The sequence below is a fragment of the Roseovarius sp. THAF8 genome, assembly GCF_009363735.1.
Taxonomy (GTDB): domain Bacteria; phylum Pseudomonadota; class Alphaproteobacteria; order Rhodobacterales; family Rhodobacteraceae; genus Roseovarius.
In genome coordinates, this window is record NZ_CP045410.1 from 2608519 (window position 1) to 2626268 (window position 17750).

Below are 17750 nucleotides of genomic sequence, written 5' to 3' on the forward strand. Positions count from 1 at the left end.
TGGCATCGCGTCGGTATTTTTTCGAGGCGGCAAAGGTTTACAGACCGTGCGATCGGAATGGGCGGACGTGGGTTTTCACCCACCCTACGAGGTCCCGGATCAGGTCCGGGACGGGTAAGCACTAGGTGGCGCGGTCAGGCTTAGTATTCGTTGATCGTGACGCCTCGGGCCCTCAACGTGGCCAAGACTTCATCCGCCTCTGGCGCGTGGTCCGTCGTGAAGTACCGGAACTTTCGCAGCTTGGGCAGTTGCAGAAGTGCGTCCCAGTTGCGCCAGGGTCTGCCGATCAGCCCGAGGTCCAGCACCTCGAGCTTGGGGGCGCGGAGATAGGCGGCCAGATCATTGGCGTCGTGCATCGCGGAAAATCCGAACACCCGCAGATTGGGCAGAAGCGCCAGGTCGGCCAGGCTGTCGATGTCGAAATCTTCGGTTTCGCCGCCCCAGAAGGTGAAGATCCAGCCGTAAATATCCAAGCCGCCGTCGAACCAGAGTTCCTCGACCGCGGCCAGATGCGCGGCGGTCAGGGGGTACTGGCGGAAGTAGCTGAGGAACGCGCGGTTCAGGGTGTAGCCGTCGCGTTCGTAATCGTACTGGCCCTTGCTGAGCCGGTCCTGAAACGTCCACTCGTCGCCCAGATCGAGCGTGCCATTCGACATCAGGGCGTCGATCACAGCCAGCTTGAAGTTGGGATCTGCAAAAGGCGCGTGATCCTTTTGCAGATCCGCGACGGGAACCCAATCGCGCATGTCAGCTGTGGATCGGACCGTCGCCGCAGGCCAGAGCCGCTTCGCGCACCGCCTCGGAATAGGTCGGGTGGGCGTGGCAGGTCAGGGCCACGTCCTCGGCCGCGGCGCCGAATTCCATGGCGACGCAGATCTCGTGGATGAGATCGCCCGCCATCGGGCCGATGATATGCGCGCCCAGGATGCGGTCGGTTTCCTTGTCGGCGAGGATCTTGACGAAACCGTCGGCGGCGAAGTTCGCCTTGGCCCGGCCATTGCCCATGAACGAGAATTTGCCGGCCTTGTAGGCGCGGCCTTCTTCCTTCAGCTGCTCCTCGGTCTTGCCGACGGCGGCGACCTCGGGGTGGGTATAGATCACGCTGGGGATAACGCCGTAGTTCACGTGGCCATGCTGGCCCGCGATGACGCAAGCGGCGGCCATGCCCTCGTCTTCGGCCTTGTGGGCCAGCATCGGGCCCGAGATACAGTCGCCGATGGCGTAGACGCCCTTGACGTTGGTCTGCCAGTGGTCGTCGGTCTTGATCTGGCCGCGCTCGGTCATTTCGACTCCAAGGCTGTCCAGTCCTAGCCCGTCGGTGAACGGCTTGCGCCCCGTGGAGACCAGCACGACGTCGGCATCGAGCGTCTCCTCGCTGTCGTCCTTGCGCAGCTTGTAGGTGACCTTGGCCTTGGTCTTCATCGCCTCGACGCCTTGCACGGCGGCGCCCATGATGAAGTTGAGCCCCTGCTTTTTCAGCAGCTTGTGGAAGTTCTTCTGTACCTCGCCATCCATGCCGGGGGTGACATGGTCGAGATATTCCACGACCGTCACCTCGGAGCCGAGGCGGGAATAAACCGAGCCAAGCTCCAGCCCGATGACGCCGGCGCCGATGACGACCAGCTTTTTCGGCACCTTGGGCAGTTCCAGCGCGCCGGTGGAGGAGACCACGGTTTTCTCGTCGATCTCGACGCCCGGAAGCGTGCTGACCTCGGAGCCGGTGGCGATGATGATGTTCTTGGCCTCGTGCGTGTCGTCGCCGACCTTGACCTTGCCCGCCTCGGGGATGGAGCCCCAGCCCTTGAGCCAGTCGATCTTGTTCTTCTTGAACAGGAACTCGATGCCCTTGGTGTTCTGGCCGATGGTCTCGTCCTTGTAGGACAGCATCTGTTTCCAGTCGACAGACGGGCTTTTGCCCTTGAGGCCCATGGCGGCGAAGTTGTGCTCGGCCTCGTGCAGCATGTGGCTGGCGTGCAGCAGGGCCTTGGAGGGAATGCAGCCCACATTCAGGCAGGTGCCGCCCAGGGTTTCGCGGCCCTCGACGCAGGCGGTTTTCAGGCCAAGCTGGGCGCAGCGGATCGCGGCGACATAGCCGCCGGGGCCGGAGCCGATTACGATGACGTCATAGGATGCCATTTGATATTCTCCTTCGCGTGTCGGGCGTGTTGGTCCCGAACCTATGCTTTTTGTGGTGCGGTGTCACGACGCGGGCGGGGCGCAGTCGGGCACGGTTTTGAGGATTTCGTGCAGAAGGTCCGTCCACTCGGCGTCGGGGTTGTTCTCCATGAAGCCGATGGCGGGGATGAAAGCGTTCTGGAAACCGGGGTGGAAGGTTTCGCCATCCGACCACCAGGGCGTGATGGTGCCGCTGACCAGGGTGAAGTCGATGGTCTTGCCCGGCAGGTCGACGCGGGTGATCTGGAAACAGCCGTCGGCTTCGCCTTTGGGGGCGTCGTCGGTGAAGGTGTTGGTCTTGCTGTCGTAGTCGCGGTGCATGACGAAGAATGAGCCTTCCTCGATCACGAACTCGGCGGCGGCGGGCGTGGCGGCAAGTGCGAGGGCGAGGGCGAGGGACAGGGGACGGATCATAGCAGCGCGGCCAGGAACATGAGGGCGGTCGCGGCGAAGCCCACCAGCCAGATCAGCGACCGCCAGGGGCGCAGGCCCAGGTAATAGGCCGGGATATAGGCGATGCGGGCAATGAGGTAAGCCCAGGCGCAGGCGGTGGTGACCCAGGTGGACTGGCCCGAGACGGCGATCACGACGCAGGCGATGGTGAAGAGGATCAGCCCTTCGAAATGGTTGTCCATCGCGCGGCCCAGACGGGCGGTGCGGTCCGACATCTGCCGCGACGGCTCGCGGTCGCGCGCCGAGGTGGTGTAGCCCGGGCCAAGCTCCATGTTGGCGGGCACGGCGTAGAGGGCGAATTGCACCACCTGTAGAAGGGCGGCGAGCGTGAGGACAGTCAGTTCGGGGGTCATGCGGTTTGGATCGCCTCTGCTATGGCCTCGGCCTTGGCGTCGAACGTGCCTGTGCGGGCCGAGGGGTGGGGCGCGCGGATATGCGGCACGTCGAAATGTTTCAGCACCCGGGCGGCATCGTGGCCGAGCGCGATGGGGCGGCGGCCGAGACGCTCAAACTGGCCGATGGCGTCCCAGCTGGCGCGGGCATGGGCCGGGGGGATGGTGGAGGACCGCTGCGGTGTCAGCAGGTGAAAGACTGGCGTGATGTAGATGTCGGCGCGGGTGAGGTTCAGCAGCGCCAGCACCTTGTCGATGACCCGGTTGAAGGGATTGGTGGAGAGGTAGCCCTGGCGGCTGAGTTCCGCATGGTGGCGGCGGACGGAGGGCGCGTCGAGCCAGTCCTTGGACACCAGCATGGGGCCGGTGAGGCTGCCGGAGGTCATCTGGATGGGCGAGACGTAGTCGCCGTCGAAGCCTTCCTCGGCCAGCGTCGGATAGCCCGGCAGGCGGAAGGCGCGGCGTGCGGCGACGGCGCGGGCATATCCGGTGGCGGGGGTCATCCGTGGGTCGCGTCCCGGACTTGATCCGGGACCTCTTGCCCCGCGAGGCCCCGGATCAAGTCCGCGGCGGGGTGTGCGTCATTCATGCCGTCTCCAGCATGTGGGAGGTCGCGGGGCCGTGGCCCAGCCCGGTTTCCTTGTCGACCCAGGCCTTGGCGCGGGCGACGTCGTTGACGTCGAAGAGGACCCAGCGGGTGCCCGTGCCCTCGCGCCACATCTGAAGCTGGGTGAGACCGGCATTGGCCCGGTCCTCGGCATGGGAGTCGTGGGCGCCTTGGTCGAAGCTGTCGTAGCGGAGGAGGAGTTGGGTGGTCATGGGGTGTGTCCCGTATGGTGGAAGAGGCGGGGTGAACCCCGCCCTACCGGATGTAGGGCGGGATTTATCCCGCCACCCGATTTACAAATCCATCAGCAACCGCCGCGGATCCTCCAGCGCGTCTTTCACGCGGACGAGGAAGGTCACGGCGCCCTTGCCGTCGACGATGCGGTGGTCGTAGCTGAGGGCGAGGTACATCATCGGCCGGGCCTTGATCTCGCCGTTCACCACCATGGGGCGTTCCTGGATCTTGTGCATCCCCAGGATACCCGATTGCGGGGGGTTGAGGATGGGCGAGGACATCAGCGAGCCGTAGACGCCGCCGTTGGAGATGGTGAAGGTGCCGCCCTGCATTTCGGCCATGCTGAGCTTGCCGTCGCGGGCGCGGGCGCCTTTCTCGGCGATGGCCTTCTCGATATCGGCAAAGCCGAGCGCGTCGGCGTCGCGGATCACGGGGACCACGAGGCCGGTGGGCGTGCCGGTGGCGATGCCCATGTGCACGAAGTTCTTGTAGACGATATCGGTGCCGTCGATTTCGGCGTTGACCTCTGGCACCTCTTTCAGCGCGTGGCAGCAGGCCTTGGTGAAGAAGGACATGAAGCCCAGCTTGACGCCGTGCTTCTTGAGGAACTCGTCCTTGTACTGGTTCCGCAGCGCCATCACCTCGGTCATGTCCACCTCGTTATAGGTGGTGAGCATGGCGGCGGTGTTCTGGCTGTCCTTGAGGCGGCGGGCGATGGTCTGGCGCAGACGGGTCATCTTGACCCGTTCCTCGCGGCTGGCATCCTCGGCCGAGACCGGCGCGCGGGGCGCCTGTGCGGGCGCGGACGCGGCGGCGGGCGCGGCGCTGCTGGCGGCGGACACCGCCTTGGCGACATCCTCTTTCATCACTCGGCCGTCGCGGCCAGAGCCTTGCACCTGATCGCTGCTGAGGCCCTTTTCGGCCATCGCCTTTTTCGCAGAAGGCGCATCCTCGACGTCGCGGCCCGGAGGCGGGGCGGTGTATTGCCCGCCATTCGCTGTGGCCGGCTCCTTGCCTTCCGCCGGGATCGCGTTGCCGTCGGGTCGTTCGGCGGGTTCGACGGCGCCGTCGGCACCGCCCGACAGGACGGCGAGCTTGCCGTTGGCCTGAACGGTGTCGCCTTCGTTGGCGAGGATTTCGGTCAGCGTGCCAGCGGCGGGCGAGGGGACCTCGACCGAGACCTTGTCGGTTTCAAGCTCGCACAGCATCTCGTCCTGGCTGACATTGTCGCCGACCTTCTTGAACCAGGTCGAGACGGTGGCCTCGGACACGGATTCTCCCAGCGTGGGCACCATCACGTCGATGTTGCCGCCGCCGCCCGAGTCGCCGTCCGATGCGCCACTGTCGCCGCCGGATTTGGCGGGTGCGGGCTCGGGTTTCTTCTCTTCCTTCTTCTCGGCCTTCTTGGGCGCGCTGTCGGATCCGCTGTCGCCTTCGGACAGGGTGGCCAGCAGGGCGTCGACGCCCACGGTCTCGCCCTCTTGCGCGACGATCTCGGCCAGTGTGCCGGCGGCGGGCGAGGGGACCTCGACGGTGACCTTGTCGGTTTCCAGCTCGCACAGCATCTCGTCGGCCTCGACCGTGTCGCCGGCCTTTTTGAACCAGGTGGCGACGGTGGCTTCGGTCACGGATTCGCCCAGCGTGGGCACGCGTACTTCGGTGGTCATTACGTGTTATCCTTCGATCGTCAGCGCGGAATCGACCAGCGCTTCTTGTTGGGCCTTGTGTTGGCTTGCGAGGCCCGTTGCGGGCGAGGCGGAGGCCTGTCGCCCGACATAGACGGGCCGGGTGTGCTTGGCCTTGATGCGTTGCAGCACCCATTCGATGTTGGGCTCGATGAAGCTCCAGGCGCCCTGGTTCTTGGGCTCTTCCTGGCACCAGACCATCTCGGCCTTCTTGAAGCGCTCGAGCTCCTTGACCATCGAGATGGCCGGGAACGGGTAGAACTGTTCGACGCGCATCAGGTAGACATCGTCGAGGCCGCGCTTGTCGCGTTCTTCCAAAAGGTCGAAATAGACCTTGCCCGAGCACATGACGACGCGCTTGATCTTGTCGTCCGATTTCAGCTTGAGCTCGGAATTGCCGTATTCGGCATCGTCCCACAGAACCCGGTGGAAGCTGCTGCCCGAGGTGAACTCCTCGGCCTTGGAGATGCACATCTTGTGACGCAGAAGCGATTTCGGCGTCATCAGGATGAGCGGCTTGCGGTAGGTGCGGTGCAGCTGCCGGCGCAGGATGTGGAAATAGTTCGCCGGTGTCGAGCAGTTGGCGACGATCCAGTTGTCCTGTCCGCACATCTGCAGGAAGCGTTCGAGCCGCGCGGAGGAGTGCTCGGGGCCCTGGCCTTCGTAGCCGTGGGGCAGAAGGCAGACGAGGCCCGACATGCGCAGCCATTTCGATTCACCGGAAGAGATGAACTGGTCGAACATGATCTGGGCGCCGTTGGCGAAATCGCCGAACTGCGCCTCCCACAGGGTCAGCGCGTTGGGCTCGGACAGGGTGTAGCCATACTCGAAGCCCAGGACGGCGTACTCGGAGAGCATCGAGTCGATGACCTCGTACTGCGCCTGGCCTTCGCGGATGTGGTTGAGCGGGTAGTAGCGCTCTTCGGAGTCCTGGTCGACGAGGCCGGAATGCCGCTGGCTGAACGTGCCGCGGGTGCTGTCCTGCCCGGCCAGCCGCACGCGGTAGCCTTCGGTCAGGAGCGAGCCGAACGCGATCGCCTCGGCGGTGGCCCAGTCGAAGCCCTCGCCGGTTTCGAACATCTTGGCCTTGGTTTCCAGCAGGCGCGACACGGTCTTGTGCAGCGGCGTGCCCTCGGGCGGGGTGGTCAGGGCGCGGCCGATCTCGGCCAGGGTCTTTTTCTTGATGGCGGTTTCGCCGCGCTGGTAATCCTCGTCCTTGCTGTCGAGATGGGACCACTTGCCGTCCAGCCAGTCGGCCTTGTTCGGGCGGTATTCCTTGCCGGCCTCGAACTCGTCGGCAAGGTAGGACTGGAACGCGGCCTTCATGTCGTCGATCTCGCCCTCGGGGATGAGCCCGTCCTTGACCAGCCGCTCGGTATAGAGCGAGAGCGTGGTCTTCTGCGACTTGATCTTCTTGTACATGATCGGGTTGGTGAACATCGGCTCGTCGCCTTCGTTGTGACCGAAGCGGCGGTAGCAGATGATGTCGATCACCACGTCCTTGCGGAACTTCTGGCGGAACTCCGTGGCGACCTTGGCGGCGTGCACGACCGCCTCGGGGTCGTCGCCGTTGACATGGAAAATGGGCGCCTCGACCATCAGCGCGATATCCGTGGGATAGGGCGAGGAGCGCGAGAAGTGCGGCGCGGTGGTGAACCCGATCTGGTTGTTCACGACGAGGTGCATGGTGCCGCCGGTCTTGTGGCCCTTCAGCCCCGAGAGGCCGAAGCATTCGGCGACGACGCCCTGGCCCGCGAAGGCCGCGTCGCCATGCAGCAGGAGCGGCATGACGGCGGTGCGTTCCTTGTCGGCCAGCTGGTCCTGCTTGGCGCGGGATTTGCCCAGCACCACCGGGTTCACCGCCTCGAGGTGGCTGGGGTTGGCGGTGAGGGAAAGGTGCACGGTGTTGCCGTCGAATTCGCGGTCCGACGAGGCGCCGAGGTGGTATTTCACGTCGCCCGATCCGTCCACGTCCTCGGGCTTGAACGACCCGCCCTGGAATTCGTTGAAGATGGCGCGGTAGGGCTTGCCCATGACGTTGGCCAGCACGCTGAGGCGGCCCCGGTGGGGCATGCCGATGACGATCTCCTTCAGGCCCAGCTGACCGCCGCGCTTGATGATCTGTTCCATCGCGGGGATCACCGCCTCGCCGCCATCGAGGCCGAAGCGCTTGGTGCCCATGTATTTAACATGGAGATATTTCTCGAAGCCCTCGGCCTCGACCAGCTTGTTCAGGATCGCCTTGCGGCCCTCGCGGGTAAAGGTGATTTCCTTGTCGTAGCCCTCGATGCGTTCCTTCAGCCAGGCGCTCTCTTCGGGGTCGGAAATGTGCATGTATTGCAGGGCGAAGGTGCCGCAATAGGTGCGCTTGACGATCTCGAGGATCTCGCGGATCGAGGCGACCTGCAGGCCCAGCACGTTGTCGATGAAGATGGGCCGGTCCATGTCGGCATCGGTGAAGCCGTAGGATTTGGGGTCAAGCTCGGGGCGGTCGGGGCTCTCGCGCAGGCCCAGCGGGTCGAGATCGGCCGCCAGGTGGCCCCGGATGCGGTAGGCGCGGATCAGCATGAGGGCGCGGACGCTGTCCAGAACGGCGCGTTTGACGGCATCGTCCGAAACCTCGATGCCTTTCTCGGCGGCCTTCGACTTGATCTTGTCGCCGGCCTGGCGCGCCTCGACTTCGGTCGGGTAGTCGCCGGTCAGCGCGCTGGTGAGATCGTCTGCGGGCTGCGGCGGCCAGTCGGGGCGCGCCCAGCTTGGCCCGGCGGCCTCTTTCTTGACGTCCGTGTCCCCGTCGCCCAGTTCCCGGAAGAAGGCCTGCCAGGCCTCGTCGACCGCATTAGGGTCGTTGGCGTATCGCGCGTAAAGCTGTTCGAGATACTCCGCGTTATGCCCCTGCATGAAGCTGGAGGCGTGGAACTGGTCGTTGGGGGATTGGTCGGTCATCTCAGGCTCCCTCGTTGGGGTTGACCGTAGGGCGGGATTTCATCCCGCCGCTGCGGAAGAACGGGTGGGGTGGACCCCCACCCTAAAGGTCATTTTCCGATCGCCTTCAACACCGCCTCGCCCAGTCCCGCGGGGGATTCGGCTACGGTGATGCCGGCGGATTTCATCGCTTCGATCTTGTCGTCGGCGCCGCCCTTGCCGCCGGCGACGATGGCGCCCGCGTGGCCCATGCGGCGGCCCGGAGGCGCGGTGCGGCCGGCGATGAAGCCGGCGCAGGGTTTGGAGCGGCCCTTCTTGGCCTCGTCCTTGAGGAACTGTGCCGCGTCTTCCTCGGCGCTGCCGCCGATCTCGCCGATCATGATGATCGATTCCGTCTCGTCATCGGCGAGGAACCATTCCAGCACGTCGATATGCTCGGTGCCCTTGATGGGGTCGCCGCCGATGCCCACGCAGGTCGACTGGCCGAGGCCCACATCCGACGTCTGCTTCACGGCCTCGTAGGTCAGCGTGCCGGAGCGGCTGACCACGCCGACCGAGCCGCGCTTGTGGATGTGGCCGGGCATGATGCCGATCTTGCAGGCGTCGGGCGTGATGATGCCGGGGCAGTTGGGGCCGATGAGGGTGGAGCTGCTGCCTTCGAGCGCCCGCTTGACGCGCATCATGTCCAGCACCGGGATGCCTTCGGTGATGCAGACGATCAGCGGGATCTCGGCGTCGATGGCCTCGAGGATCGAATCCGCGGCGAAGGGCGGCGGCACGTAGATGACGCTGGCATTGGCGCCGGTCTCAAACATGGCCTCGTGGACCGAGTTGAAGACCGGCAGGTCGAGATGCGTCTGGCCGCCCTTGCCGGGGGTGACGCCCCCGACCATTTGCGTGCCATAGGCGATGGCCTGTTCGGTGTGGAAGGTGCCTTGCGAGCCGGTCAGGCCCTGGCAGATGACTTTGGTGTTCTTGTCGACGAGGACGGCCATTGTGGCGTTCTCCTTAATTCAATCTTGGGAAAGGTGGGTTAAAAACCCACCCTACGAGGCTCAGCCCTTGACGGCTTTGACGATCTTCTGGGCGCCGTCCTTGAGGTCGTCGGCGGCGATCACGTCGAGGCCGGAGGTGTTGATGATCTCCTTGCCTTTCTCCACGTTCGTGCCTTCGAGCCGGACCACCAGCGGGACCTGAAGCCCGACTTCCTTGACCGCGGCGACCACGCCCTCGGCGATCACGTCGCAGCGCATGATGCCGCCGAAGATGTTGACCAGGATGCCCTTCACCTGTGGGTCCGAGGTGATGATCTTGAACGCCTCGGTCACCTTGTCCTTGGTGGCGCCGCCGCCCACGTCGAGGAAGTTGGCGGGCTCGGCGCCGTAGAGCTTGATGATGTCCATCGTCGCCATGGCGAGGCCCGCGCCGTTGACCATGCAGCCGATCTCGCCATCCAGCGCGATGTAGTTCAGATCGTACTTGGACGCCTCCAGCTCCTTGGGGTCTTCCTCGGTGGTGTCGCGCAGCTCGGCGATGTCCGAGTGGCGGTAGATGGCGTTGGAGTCGAAGCCCATCTTGGCGTCGAGGCATTTCAGCTCGCCGCCCTCGGTCAGGATCAGCGGGTTGATCTCGAGCATCTCCATGTCCTTTTCCAGGAACATGCTGTAGAGCGTGCCCATCAGCTTGACGCATTGCTTCACCGCCGCGCCCTCGAGCTCGAGCATGAAGGCGATGCGGCGGCCGTGAAAGGCCTGGTAGCCGGTGGCGGGATCGACGCTCAGGCTGAGGATCTTCTCGGGCGTCTTTTCGGCCACTTCCTCGATGTCCATGCCGCCCTCGGTGGAGGCGACGAAGCTGACGCGGGAGGTCACCCGGTCGACGAGCAGCGCCAGGTAGAATTCGCGGGCGATGGCCGCGCCTTCCTCGATATAGATTCGGCCCACCTGCTTGCCGGCGTCGCCGGTCTGCTTGGTCACCAGCGTGCGGCCCAGCATCTTCTTGGCTTCCTCGGCGGCCTCGGACACCGACTTGGTGATCCGCACGCCGCCCTTGTCGCCGGCGCCTTCTTCCTTGAAGCTGCCCTTGCCGCGGCCGCCGGCATGGATCTGCGCCTTGACCACCCAGACGGGGCCGTCAAGCTCGCCCGCCGCCGTCTTCGCCTCCTCCGCGCGCAACACGACACGCCCGTCCGATACAGGCGCCCCGTAAGAGCGCAGCAAGGCCTTCGCCTGGTATTCATGGATGTTCATGCAGAGTTCCCATCTTTCTGTGCGTTTGCCTCTGGTATAGCCATAGGTTGAAGCGGGACTTAACCCCTTTCGTGCCACGGCCCGCTTTTTGCGGCGAATTTCCGCCTTTTGTGATCACACGATTTTATGCTGTGATCACAAATCAGGGCGTTGATATGCAAGACGAATCGCGCGCGCGCGGGCAGAGGGGCGTCCTGGCCGTCGGCGTGGGAAGAGCGCGATACCACCGGCCCGGGGCCGACGCAGCGGGAAGCGTGCGGTGCAATGACAGGTCCGAACGGACCGTCCCGGCGACACTTCTGCAAAGGAAAACGCGCGGGCCAGGACGGTCCGCGCGTTCGGAGTTGAAACTATGTGCCGGGGGTCAACCGAGCGAGCTGTCGATGCCCTTGCATGCCTCGACGAGGCCTTTCACGGCCTTGACGGAGGTGTCGAACATCTCCTGCTCGTCCTTGTTGAGCTTGATGTTGACGATCTTCTCGATGCCGCCCGCGCCGATCACGGTGGGCACGCCCACATACATGCCCTTCAGCCCGAATTCGCCGTCGCAATGGGCGGCGCAGGGCAGGACGCGTTTCTGGTCCTTGAGATAGGCTTCGGCCATCTCGATGGCCGAGGTGGCGGGCGCGTAGAAGGCCGAGCCGGTCTTCAGCAGGCCGACGATCTCGGCGCCGCCGTCGCGGGTGCGCTGGACGATCGCGTCGAGTTTTTCCTGCGTGGTCCAGCCCATGTCGACGAGGTCGGGCAGGGGGATGCCGGCGACGGTGGAGTAGCGCACGCAAGGCACCATGGTGTCGCCGTGGCCGCCCAGCACGAAGGCGCTGACGTCCTTCATCGAGACGCCGAATTCCAGGCTGAGGAAGTGGCGGAAGCGGGCGCTGTCGAGCACGCCGGCCATGCCGCAGACCTTTTCGGCGGGCAGGCCGGAGAACTTCTGCAGGGCCCAGACCATCGCGTCGAGCGGGTTGGTGATGCAGATGACAAACGCATCCGGCGCGTTGGCGGCGATGCCTTCGCCCACGGATTTCATGACTTTGAGGTTGATGCCCAGGAGGTCGTCGCGGCTCATGCCCGGCTTGCGCGGGACACCGGCGGTGACGATGCAGACGTCGGCGCCGGCGATGTCGGCATAGTCCTGCGTGCCCTTGAGCGCGGCGTCGAAGCCCTCGGCCGGGCCGGATTCGGCGATGTCGAGCGCCTTGCCCTCGGGGGTGCCTTCGGCAATGTCGAACAGGACGACGTCGCCCAGTTCCTTGATGGCGGCGAGATGCGCAAGCGTGCCGCCGATTTGTCCCGCGCCGATGAGGGCGATCTTGGGTCTGGCCATGGAAATTGATCTCCGGTGGGTTTGATTTCGCGCTACGGGGTAGTCGCAAACCGGGGTCAATTCAAGGGTGCTGCGCCGCGGCGCGACGGCGGCGGTCAGGCAAGACGCCGCGATGGGGTCAAAAGCGACTGAAATCTCAGGTGTTTAGGGCGAGCGCCCCGAGAGGCGCGAGATGTATCGAATTGAGTGCGCCGCCATGACGGCCCGCGCTGCGGCCCGCGCGGCGAATCTGGCGCGCGGGCGACGGGCCGCCCGCGTCCGGCCAGGGCCCGGATCAGGCGTCGTCGCCGTCGATCGGCAGCCCCTCGTCCAGCGTCTCGAACGACTGGCCGCTGGCGACAAGGCAGGTGGTTCCATGCGCCGAGGTCACCGTGATCGTCCAGGTGCCGGTCGTGGTGGAGGCGAACACCTCGACCACCGCGTTGTTGGGCCCGAGCCCGATGGATTGCCGCGTTTCCCCGTATTTGGAGGCGAGCCGGTCGACGACCGTATCGCGCGGTGCGCAACTCGCGGCGATGGCGGGACCGGACAGACCCGTGGCCAGAAGCGTGGCGAGCATCATCAGTTTGGTCTTCATCGTCTTACCCTTTCAAAGCTGGGTCCCTGCCGTATCTGTGCCGAGAGCGTGCGGATGAGGGTATCAAGATATGGTTAACGGAGGGTTCGCAGGCCGGCGGATGCTCTTGCGCCATGGCCATTTCTGCATCGCGGCGAGAAAGGTCTTGAACTTTCGTTCCAAAAATGGCGAATTCCCGCGCAAGAAAATTTCGACCAGCCAGCGGGGCACGCCATGGACCTTTCGACCCATCCCTACCGATCCGTTCTTTATATTCCCGGCTCTAAGGAACGGGCGCTGGACAAGGCGCGCACCCTGCCCACCGACGCGATCATCTTTGACCTGGAGGATGCCGTGGCGCCCGACGCCAAGGCCGAGGCGCGCGCGACGCTGGCGCAGGCGCTGAGCGACGGCGGCTACGGCAACCGCGTGAAGGTCGTGCGGATCAACGCGCTGACCACCGAATGGGGGTTCGAGGATGCCCGCGTGCTGGGTGATGCGGGGGCGGACGTGATCCTGCAGCCCAAGGTGAACACCTATGCGGACGTGGACAACCTGTCGGATCTGATCGGCACCGAGATTCCGATCTGGACGATGATGGAGACGCCCGCCAGCGTGTTCAACGCCCGCGAGATCGCCGCGCACCGGCAGGTGACGGGGCTGGTCGCCGGTACGAACGACCTGACCAAGGAGCTGGGCTGTCGTTTCCGCGCCGACCGGATGCCGCTGCTGGCGTCGCTCCAGATGATCGTGATGGCGGCGCGGGCCGCGCGCGGCGTGGTGGCGCTGGATGGTGTCTACAACCGTTTTCGGGATGGCGACGGGCTGAAGCTGGAATGCGAGCATGGGCGCGACCTTGGGTTTGACGGCAAGACGCTGATCCACCCCGACCAGATCGACATCGCAAACACGGCGTTCGCCCCCACGCAATACGAGATCGACACGGCCATGCGTCAGATCGAGGCTTATGAAGAGAGCAAGAAGCAGGGGCAGGGGATTGCCGTGGTGGACGGCCAGATCGTGGAAAACCTGCATGTCGTCGCGGCGCAGCGGACGCTGGCGAAGGCCGAGGCGATTGCACAGATGGCGGCGGAGTAGATCATGGGATTGCTGATCGCAGGCGTGCTGCTTTGGTCGGTGGCGCATTTGTTCAAACGGATCGCGCCGGGGCCGCGGGCGGCGATGGGCAACGCGGGCAAGGCGGTGATCGCCGTGGTGCTGCTGGTCAGTATCTGGATGATGACCAAGGGCTACCAGGCCGCCGATGGCGCGTTTTTCTGGGGGCGGCACCCGATGACGGTGGGGATCAACAACCTGCTGATGCTGCTGTCGGTCTACATGTTCGCGGCCTCGGGGATGAAAACCGCGCTGGCGCGCAGGATGCGGCATCCGATGCTGGGCGCGGTCAAGGTCTGGGCCTTGGCGCACCTGCTGGTCAACGGCGACGTGCCGTCGTTCATCCTGTTCGGCGGGCTGCTGGCCTGGGCGGTGATCGAGATGATCGTGATCAACAAGTCGCAGCCGGAGTGGGTGCGCCCCGACCCGGCGCCGAAATCCAAGGAAATCGCCGCTGTGGCGGGCAGTGTCGTGGTCTACGGCCTGATCGTGGCCGTGCATTACTGGCTGGGCTATCCGGCCTTTGGGTGAGCGTATGAAACTTTATCGATTCCTTTCGGCCGATGACACGTCGGCCTTCTGCCACAAGGTGACCGAGGCGCTGAACAAGGGGTGGGAGCTGCATGGCAGCCCGACCTATGCGTTCGACGCGGCCAATGGTGTGATGCGCTGCGGCCAGGCCGTGGTGAAGGAGGCCGAGGGCACCTACACGCCCGACACCAAGCTGGGAGAGCAGTGAGCATGGCCAAGACCAACCCGGGGCGGTTCTTCGAGGATTACACCGTCGGTGAGGTGATCCCGCACGCGGTGCCGCGCACCGTGTCGGGTGGGGAACGGGCGCTTTACCATGCGCTTTATCCCGCGCGCCACGCGCTTTACTCCTCGGACGAGTTCGCGCGGGCCTGCGGCCTGCCCGCCAGCCCGATCGACGACCTGGCGGCGTTTCACATCGTTTTCGGCAAGAGCGTGCCGGACATCTCTCTGAACGCGGTGGCGAACCTGGGCTATGCCGAGGCGCGGTGGCTGCGGCCGGTCTATGCCGGGGACACGCTGCGGTCGGAGTCCGAGGTGATCGGGGTCAAGCAGACGTCCAGCGGCAAGACCGGGATCGTCTGGGTGCGCACGACGGGGATCAGCCAGCAGGACCTGCCGGTGATGCAGTTCGTGCGCTGGGTGATGGTACGGAAGAAGGACGTGGACGCGCCCGCGCCCGCGCCCGTGGTGCCCGAGACCGCGTCGCATGTGGCCCCCGAGGACCTGGTCGTTCCAGCGGGGCTGGATTTTTCCAACTATGATATGACGCTGGCCGGCGAGCCGCATCGCTGGGGCGATTACGAGGTGGGCGAGACGATCGACCACGTGGACGGCGTGACCATCGAGGAAGCCGAGCACATGATGGCCACGCGCCTGTGGCAGAACACCTCGAAGACCCATTTCGACATCACGCCGCGCGAGGACGGCAAGCGGCTGATCTATGGCGGGCATGTCATCTCGATGGCGCGCGCGCTGAGCTTCAACGGGCTGGCCAATGCGCAGATGATCGCGGCGATCAACGCGGGCAGCCACGCCAACCCCTGCTTTGCCGGGGATACCGTGCGGGCCTGGTCGGAGGTGCTGGACCGCGCCGAGACGGGCGTGCCGGGTGTGGGCGCGCTGCGGTTGCGGCTGGTGGCGACCAAGGGCGGCGAGCCGTTCGGCCTGCGCGGCGAGGATGGCAAGTATCTGCCGCATGTCCTGCTGGACCTGGATTACTGGGCGCTGATGCCGATCTGAGGCCCGGGCGCCGTTCTCGGTTTGTTAAGACATGGTCTGTAGCGTCCTTTCCTGTGCGAAAGGAGGTTGCCATGCCTGATCCAACGCCATTCGAAGGCCCGCGCCTGCGGTGCCTCGTTCTCGAAGACAGTGCCCATGACCAGGAAATGATCCGCCGTGCGATGCGCGGCGCGCGGGTGGAGGCCGAGATCGACTTCGTCCCGACCATCGAAACCGCGCGCAAGGCGCTGTCGCGCTCGCAATACTCGGCCATCCTGTGCGACAACAGCGTGCCCGACGGGTCCGGCAGCGAGTTTGCCGGGGAACTCGCCGGCGCGCCGGAACTGTCGGACGTGCCGATCGTGATCGTGTCGGGCTGGCCCTCGCCCTTCATGTGGGACAAGGCGCGCGCCGCGGGCCTGAGCGTGATCGACAAGACCGACGACCCGATGCGAAAGCTGCGCGATTTCTTCCGCGAATGCGTGGGAGACATGATCACGCAGCGCGTGGCGGGGCCGATGCGGCGCAGCGCCTGAGCGCGGGTCGACGCGAATGTGAGCCGCGCGCCGAGCGGTTTTTCTGGGCAGCGGCCGCGGTCTGGCGCATGCTGTGGGCATGGTACGCGCGTTCTTGCGTCTTTGTCTTTCGGCCGTCGGGGCCTGCGGCGCGGCGGTCTCCGCCGCCGCCTGCGAGGTGGCGCTCGTGCTGGCGGTGGACGTGTCGGGCTCTGTCGACCAACGGGAATACCGCATTCAGATGCAGGGGCTGGCCGACGGGCTGCGCGACGGCGCGGTCAGCGAGGCGCTGGTCGTGGGTGAGGCGGCGGTGCTGGTGCTGCAATGGACCGGCACGTCGCGCCAGCGCGTGGTGGTGCCGTGGCAACGGATGACCGATTTCGACGCGGTCGAGGCGCTAGCGGCGCGGATCGAGACCACGCCGCGCGTCTGGCGCAACTTCTCCACCGCCATCGGCGAGGCGCTGGAGGTCGGCGCGGCGCAGTTCAGGGACGTGCCCGGATGCCGCCGCCGGGTGATCGACGTGTCGGGCGACGGGTCATCGAACGAGGGGCCGAGACCCCGCGACGTGCATGGCCTGTTGCGGCAGGAAGGGATCGTGGTCAACGCGCTGGTCATCGAAGGGGCGGAGCCGAGGGTGACCGAGTATTTCTGGGAAAACGTCATCCACGGGCCCGGTGCGTTTGTGATCACAGCCAATGATTACGCCGAGTATCCCGCCCGAATGCGCCGCAAACTGCTGCGCGAAGTCACCAAACCCATCTCGAAAGCGCCGGGTGATTCCTTTGCGCCGCATTTGTGATCACGCACCTATGTATGTGATCACGAAAACTGCTTTTGCGACGAAATGCCTGCACTATTCGAAGAATACGGGTTTGCAGAGGCCCCGGATGATTGGATAAAACGAACTCAAATCGCGGGGCAGGCTGGCCCACCCGGGTCGGCGCCACATCGCGACGAGAAAGGGAATGCCAATGGCAGACGTAAATCGCGGCAACCGGCCGCTTTCGCCCCACCTCACGATCTATCGCCCGCAGCTGACGTCGATGACCTCGATCCTGACCCGGATCACCGGCAACGCGCTGTTGGTGGCGGCCCTGCTGACGGTCTGGTGGCTTCTGGCCGCCGCCACCTCGGCCGATTATTTCGCGACCGCCGACGCGGTCGTGACCAGCTGGTTCGGTGACATCGTGATGTTCCTGTCGCTCTGGGCGCTGTGGTACCACACGCTGGCGGGGGTGCGGCACCTGATCTGGGACAACGGCATGATGTTGCAGATCGACAAGGCCGAGATGCTGGGCTGGGCGGCGATCGGCGGATCGGTCGTTCTGACCGTCCTGACCGTGCTGTTCATCTGAAGGAGGCCCCCGACATGCGTTACCTGACAGACCGCAAGCGCGCCATGGGCCTAGGCTCGGCCAAGAGCGGCGTGCATCATTTCTGGGCGATGAAGGTGCAGAGCGTTGCCTTGTTGATCCTGATCCCGCTGTTCGTCTTTACCTTCGGCGGCATCCTGGGCGCGCCGTTCGAGGAAGTCACGGCCTATTACGCGCGGCCCTTCCCGGCCATCGTCGCGGCGCTGACGCTTGTGGTCGGCTTCAAGCATTTCGCCGACGGGTGCCAGGTGCTGATCGAGGACTACGTGCATGGCACGGCGCAGAAGGTGACGATCATCCTGGTGACCTGCCTGAGCTATGGCGCCATGGCGACGGGGCTTTTCGCCATCGCGCGCCTGGCGCTCTGAGAAACATTCCGAGGGCAGGG

20 protein-coding genes are annotated in these 17750 nt (G+C 65.2%); 8 read left to right on the forward strand and 12 right to left on the reverse strand.

Going from position 1 to position 17750, the window contains the following annotated elements; all coding sequences use genetic code 11:
- Positions 1 to 140 precede the first annotated feature (140 nt).
- The 12 genes from FIU85_RS12740 to FIU85_RS12795 form a co-directional block, all read right to left on the reverse strand.
- Entirely contained in the window at positions 141 to 746 is a 606-nt protein-coding gene (locus tag FIU85_RS12740; RefSeq protein WP_152494053.1) for a hypothetical protein, read from the reverse strand.
- A gap of 1 nt (position 747) precedes the next feature.
- Positions 748 to 2136 (reverse strand): dihydrolipoyl dehydrogenase, encoded by a 1389-nt coding sequence (gene lpdA / locus FIU85_RS12745; protein ID WP_152497150.1) that lies wholly within the window; start codon positions 2134 to 2136, stop codon positions 748 to 750.
- Between the two features lie 63 nt (positions 2137 to 2199).
- Entirely contained in the window at positions 2200 to 2589 is a 390-nt protein-coding gene (locus FIU85_RS12750; protein WP_152497151.1) for a hypothetical protein, read from the reverse strand.
- Complete coding sequence (locus tag FIU85_RS12755; RefSeq protein ID WP_152494050.1) at positions 2586 to 2981, reverse strand: MAPEG family protein; 396 nt, start codon at positions 2979 to 2981, stop codon at positions 2586 to 2588. Before FIU85_RS12755 ends, FIU85_RS12750 begins: the two co-directional genes overlap by 4 nt.
- Positions 2978 to 3523 carry a hypothetical protein gene (locus tag FIU85_RS12760; RefSeq protein ID WP_152497152.1) on the reverse strand — a complete coding sequence of 182 codons (546 nt, stop codon included), beginning with the start codon at positions 3521 to 3523 and terminating at the stop codon, positions 2978 to 2980. Before FIU85_RS12760 ends, FIU85_RS12755 begins: the two co-directional genes overlap by 4 nt.
- Positions 3524 to 3605: 82 nt before the next feature.
- The gene (locus tag FIU85_RS12765) at positions 3606 to 3839 is read right to left on the reverse strand and encodes a hypothetical protein (protein WP_152497153.1); all 234 of its coding nucleotides are present in this window, start codon (positions 3837 to 3839) and stop codon (positions 3606 to 3608) included.
- A gap of 81 nt (positions 3840 to 3920) precedes the next feature.
- Positions 3921 to 5528 (reverse strand): 2-oxoglutarate dehydrogenase complex dihydrolipoyllysine-residue succinyltransferase, encoded by a 1608-nt coding sequence (gene odhB, locus FIU85_RS12770; RefSeq protein ID WP_152497154.1) that lies wholly within the window; start codon positions 5526 to 5528, stop codon positions 3921 to 3923.
- Between the two features lie 6 nt (positions 5529 to 5534).
- Positions 5535 to 8492, reverse strand: coding sequence for a 2-oxoglutarate dehydrogenase E1 component (locus FIU85_RS12775; RefSeq protein WP_152497155.1), 2958 nt, complete (start codon positions 8490 to 8492; stop codon positions 5535 to 5537).
- Between the two features lie 89 nt (positions 8493 to 8581).
- The gene (gene sucD / locus FIU85_RS12780; protein WP_152497156.1) at positions 8582 to 9466 is read right to left on the reverse strand and encodes a succinate--CoA ligase subunit alpha; all 885 of its coding nucleotides are present in this window, start codon (positions 9464 to 9466) and stop codon (positions 8582 to 8584) included.
- Positions 9467 to 9526: 60 nt separating this feature from the next.
- Positions 9527 to 10720, reverse strand: coding sequence for an ADP-forming succinate--CoA ligase subunit beta (sucC, locus tag FIU85_RS12785; RefSeq protein ID WP_152497157.1), 1194 nt, complete (start codon positions 10718 to 10720; stop codon positions 9527 to 9529).
- Between the two features lie 364 nt (positions 10721 to 11084).
- Positions 11085 to 12047, reverse strand: coding sequence for a malate dehydrogenase (gene mdh / locus FIU85_RS12790; RefSeq protein WP_152494044.1), 963 nt, complete (start codon positions 12045 to 12047; stop codon positions 11085 to 11087).
- Positions 12048 to 12321: 274 nt separating this feature from the next.
- A complete protein-coding gene (locus tag FIU85_RS12795) occupies positions 12322 to 12609 on the reverse strand; it encodes a hypothetical protein (RefSeq protein ID WP_152498250.1) in 288 nt (95 codons plus the stop codon).
- Positions 12610 to 12837: 228 nt separating this feature from the next.
- Between FIU85_RS12795 and FIU85_RS12800 the strand changes: the two genes are divergently transcribed.
- The 8 genes from FIU85_RS12800 (at position 12838) to sdhD (ending at position 17730) form a co-directional block, all read left to right on the forward strand.
- Positions 12838 to 13701 carry a CoA ester lyase gene (locus FIU85_RS12800; RefSeq protein ID WP_152494043.1) on the forward strand — a complete coding sequence of 288 codons (864 nt, stop codon included), beginning with the start codon at positions 12838 to 12840 and terminating at the stop codon, positions 13699 to 13701.
- Between the two features lie 3 nt (positions 13702 to 13704).
- On the forward strand, positions 13705 to 14250 hold the full coding sequence (locus tag FIU85_RS12805) for an NnrU family protein (protein WP_152497158.1): 546 nt from the start codon (positions 13705 to 13707) through the stop codon (positions 14248 to 14250).
- A 4-nt stretch (positions 14251 to 14254) separates the two neighbouring features.
- Positions 14255 to 14458: a DUF1737 domain-containing protein gene (locus FIU85_RS12810; RefSeq protein WP_152497159.1), complete on the forward strand. Its 204-nt coding sequence runs from the start codon at positions 14255 to 14257 to the stop codon at positions 14456 to 14458.
- Positions 14459 to 14460: 2 nt separating this feature from the next.
- A complete protein-coding gene (locus FIU85_RS12815) occupies positions 14461 to 15492 on the forward strand; it encodes a MaoC family dehydratase (RefSeq protein ID WP_152497160.1) in 1032 nt (343 codons plus the stop codon).
- 71 nt (positions 15493 to 15563) lie between these two features.
- Entirely contained in the window at positions 15564 to 16007 is a 444-nt protein-coding gene (locus FIU85_RS12820) for a response regulator (RefSeq protein WP_152497161.1), read from the forward strand.
- Positions 16008 to 16086: 79 nt separating this feature from the next.
- Positions 16087 to 16788, forward strand: coding sequence for a DUF1194 domain-containing protein (locus tag FIU85_RS12825; protein ID WP_152497162.1), 702 nt, complete (start codon positions 16087 to 16089; stop codon positions 16786 to 16788).
- 172 nt (positions 16789 to 16960) lie between these two features.
- Positions 16961 to 17344 (forward strand): succinate dehydrogenase, cytochrome b556 subunit, encoded by a 384-nt coding sequence (gene sdhC, locus FIU85_RS12830; RefSeq protein ID WP_152494037.1) that lies wholly within the window; start codon positions 16961 to 16963, stop codon positions 17342 to 17344.
- Between the two features lie 14 nt (positions 17345 to 17358).
- Positions 17359 to 17730, forward strand: a complete 372-nt coding sequence (gene sdhD / locus FIU85_RS12835) for a succinate dehydrogenase, hydrophobic membrane anchor protein (RefSeq protein ID WP_152497163.1) — start codon at positions 17359 to 17361, stop codon at positions 17728 to 17730.
- Positions 17731 to 17750 lie beyond the last annotated feature (20 nt).

Bases quoted from the DNA above. Each gene is read 5' to 3' on its own strand.
- FIU85_RS12740 (WP_152494053.1), bottom strand. From the start codon at position 746: ATGCGCGATTGGGTTCCCGTCGCGGATCTGCAAAAGGATCACGCGCCT.
- lpdA (WP_152497150.1), bottom strand. From the start codon at position 2,136: ATGGCATCCTATGACGTCATCGTAATCGGCTCCGGCCCCGGCGGCTAT.
- FIU85_RS12750 (WP_152497151.1), bottom strand. From the start codon at position 2,589: ATGATCCGTCCCCTGTCCCTCGCCCTCGCCCTCGCACTTGCCGCCACG.
- FIU85_RS12755 (WP_152494050.1), bottom strand. From the start codon at position 2,981: ATGACCCCCGAACTGACTGTCCTCACGCTCGCCGCCCTTCTACAGGTG.
- FIU85_RS12760 (WP_152497152.1), bottom strand. From the start codon at position 3,523: ATGACCCCCGCCACCGGATATGCCCGCGCCGTCGCCGCACGCCGCGCC.
- FIU85_RS12765 (WP_152497153.1), bottom strand. From the start codon at position 3,839: ATGACCACCCAACTCCTCCTCCGCTACGACAGCTTCGACCAAGGCGCC.
- odhB (WP_152497154.1), bottom strand. From the start codon at position 5,528: ATGACCACCGAAGTACGCGTGCCCACGCTGGGCGAATCCGTGACCGAA.
- FIU85_RS12775 (WP_152497155.1), bottom strand. From the start codon at position 8,492: ATGACCGACCAATCCCCCAACGACCAGTTCCACGCCTCCAGCTTCATG.
- sucD (WP_152497156.1), bottom strand. From the start codon at position 9,466: ATGGCCGTCCTCGTCGACAAGAACACCAAAGTCATCTGCCAGGGCCTG.
- sucC (WP_152497157.1), bottom strand. From the start codon at position 10,720: ATGAACATCCATGAATACCAGGCGAAGGCCTTGCTGCGCTCTTACGGG.
- mdh (WP_152494044.1), bottom strand. From the start codon at position 12,047: ATGGCCAGACCCAAGATCGCCCTCATCGGCGCGGGACAAATCGGCGGC.
- FIU85_RS12795 (WP_152498250.1), bottom strand. From the start codon at position 12,609: ATGATGCTCGCCACGCTTCTGGCCACGGGTCTGTCCGGTCCCGCCATC.
- FIU85_RS12800 (WP_152494043.1), top strand. From the start codon at position 12,838: ATGGACCTTTCGACCCATCCCTACCGATCCGTTCTTTATATTCCCGGC.
- FIU85_RS12805 (WP_152497158.1), top strand. From the start codon at position 13,705: ATGGGATTGCTGATCGCAGGCGTGCTGCTTTGGTCGGTGGCGCATTTG.
- FIU85_RS12810 (WP_152497159.1), top strand. From the start codon at position 14,255: ATGAAACTTTATCGATTCCTTTCGGCCGATGACACGTCGGCCTTCTGC.
- FIU85_RS12815 (WP_152497160.1), top strand. From the start codon at position 14,461: ATGGCCAAGACCAACCCGGGGCGGTTCTTCGAGGATTACACCGTCGGT.
- FIU85_RS12820 (WP_152497161.1), top strand. From the start codon at position 15,564: ATGCCTGATCCAACGCCATTCGAAGGCCCGCGCCTGCGGTGCCTCGTT.
- FIU85_RS12825 (WP_152497162.1), top strand. From the start codon at position 16,087: ATGGTACGCGCGTTCTTGCGTCTTTGTCTTTCGGCCGTCGGGGCCTGC.
- sdhC (WP_152494037.1), top strand. From the start codon at position 16,961: ATGGCAGACGTAAATCGCGGCAACCGGCCGCTTTCGCCCCACCTCACG.
- sdhD (WP_152497163.1), top strand. From the start codon at position 17,359: ATGCGTTACCTGACAGACCGCAAGCGCGCCATGGGCCTAGGCTCGGCC.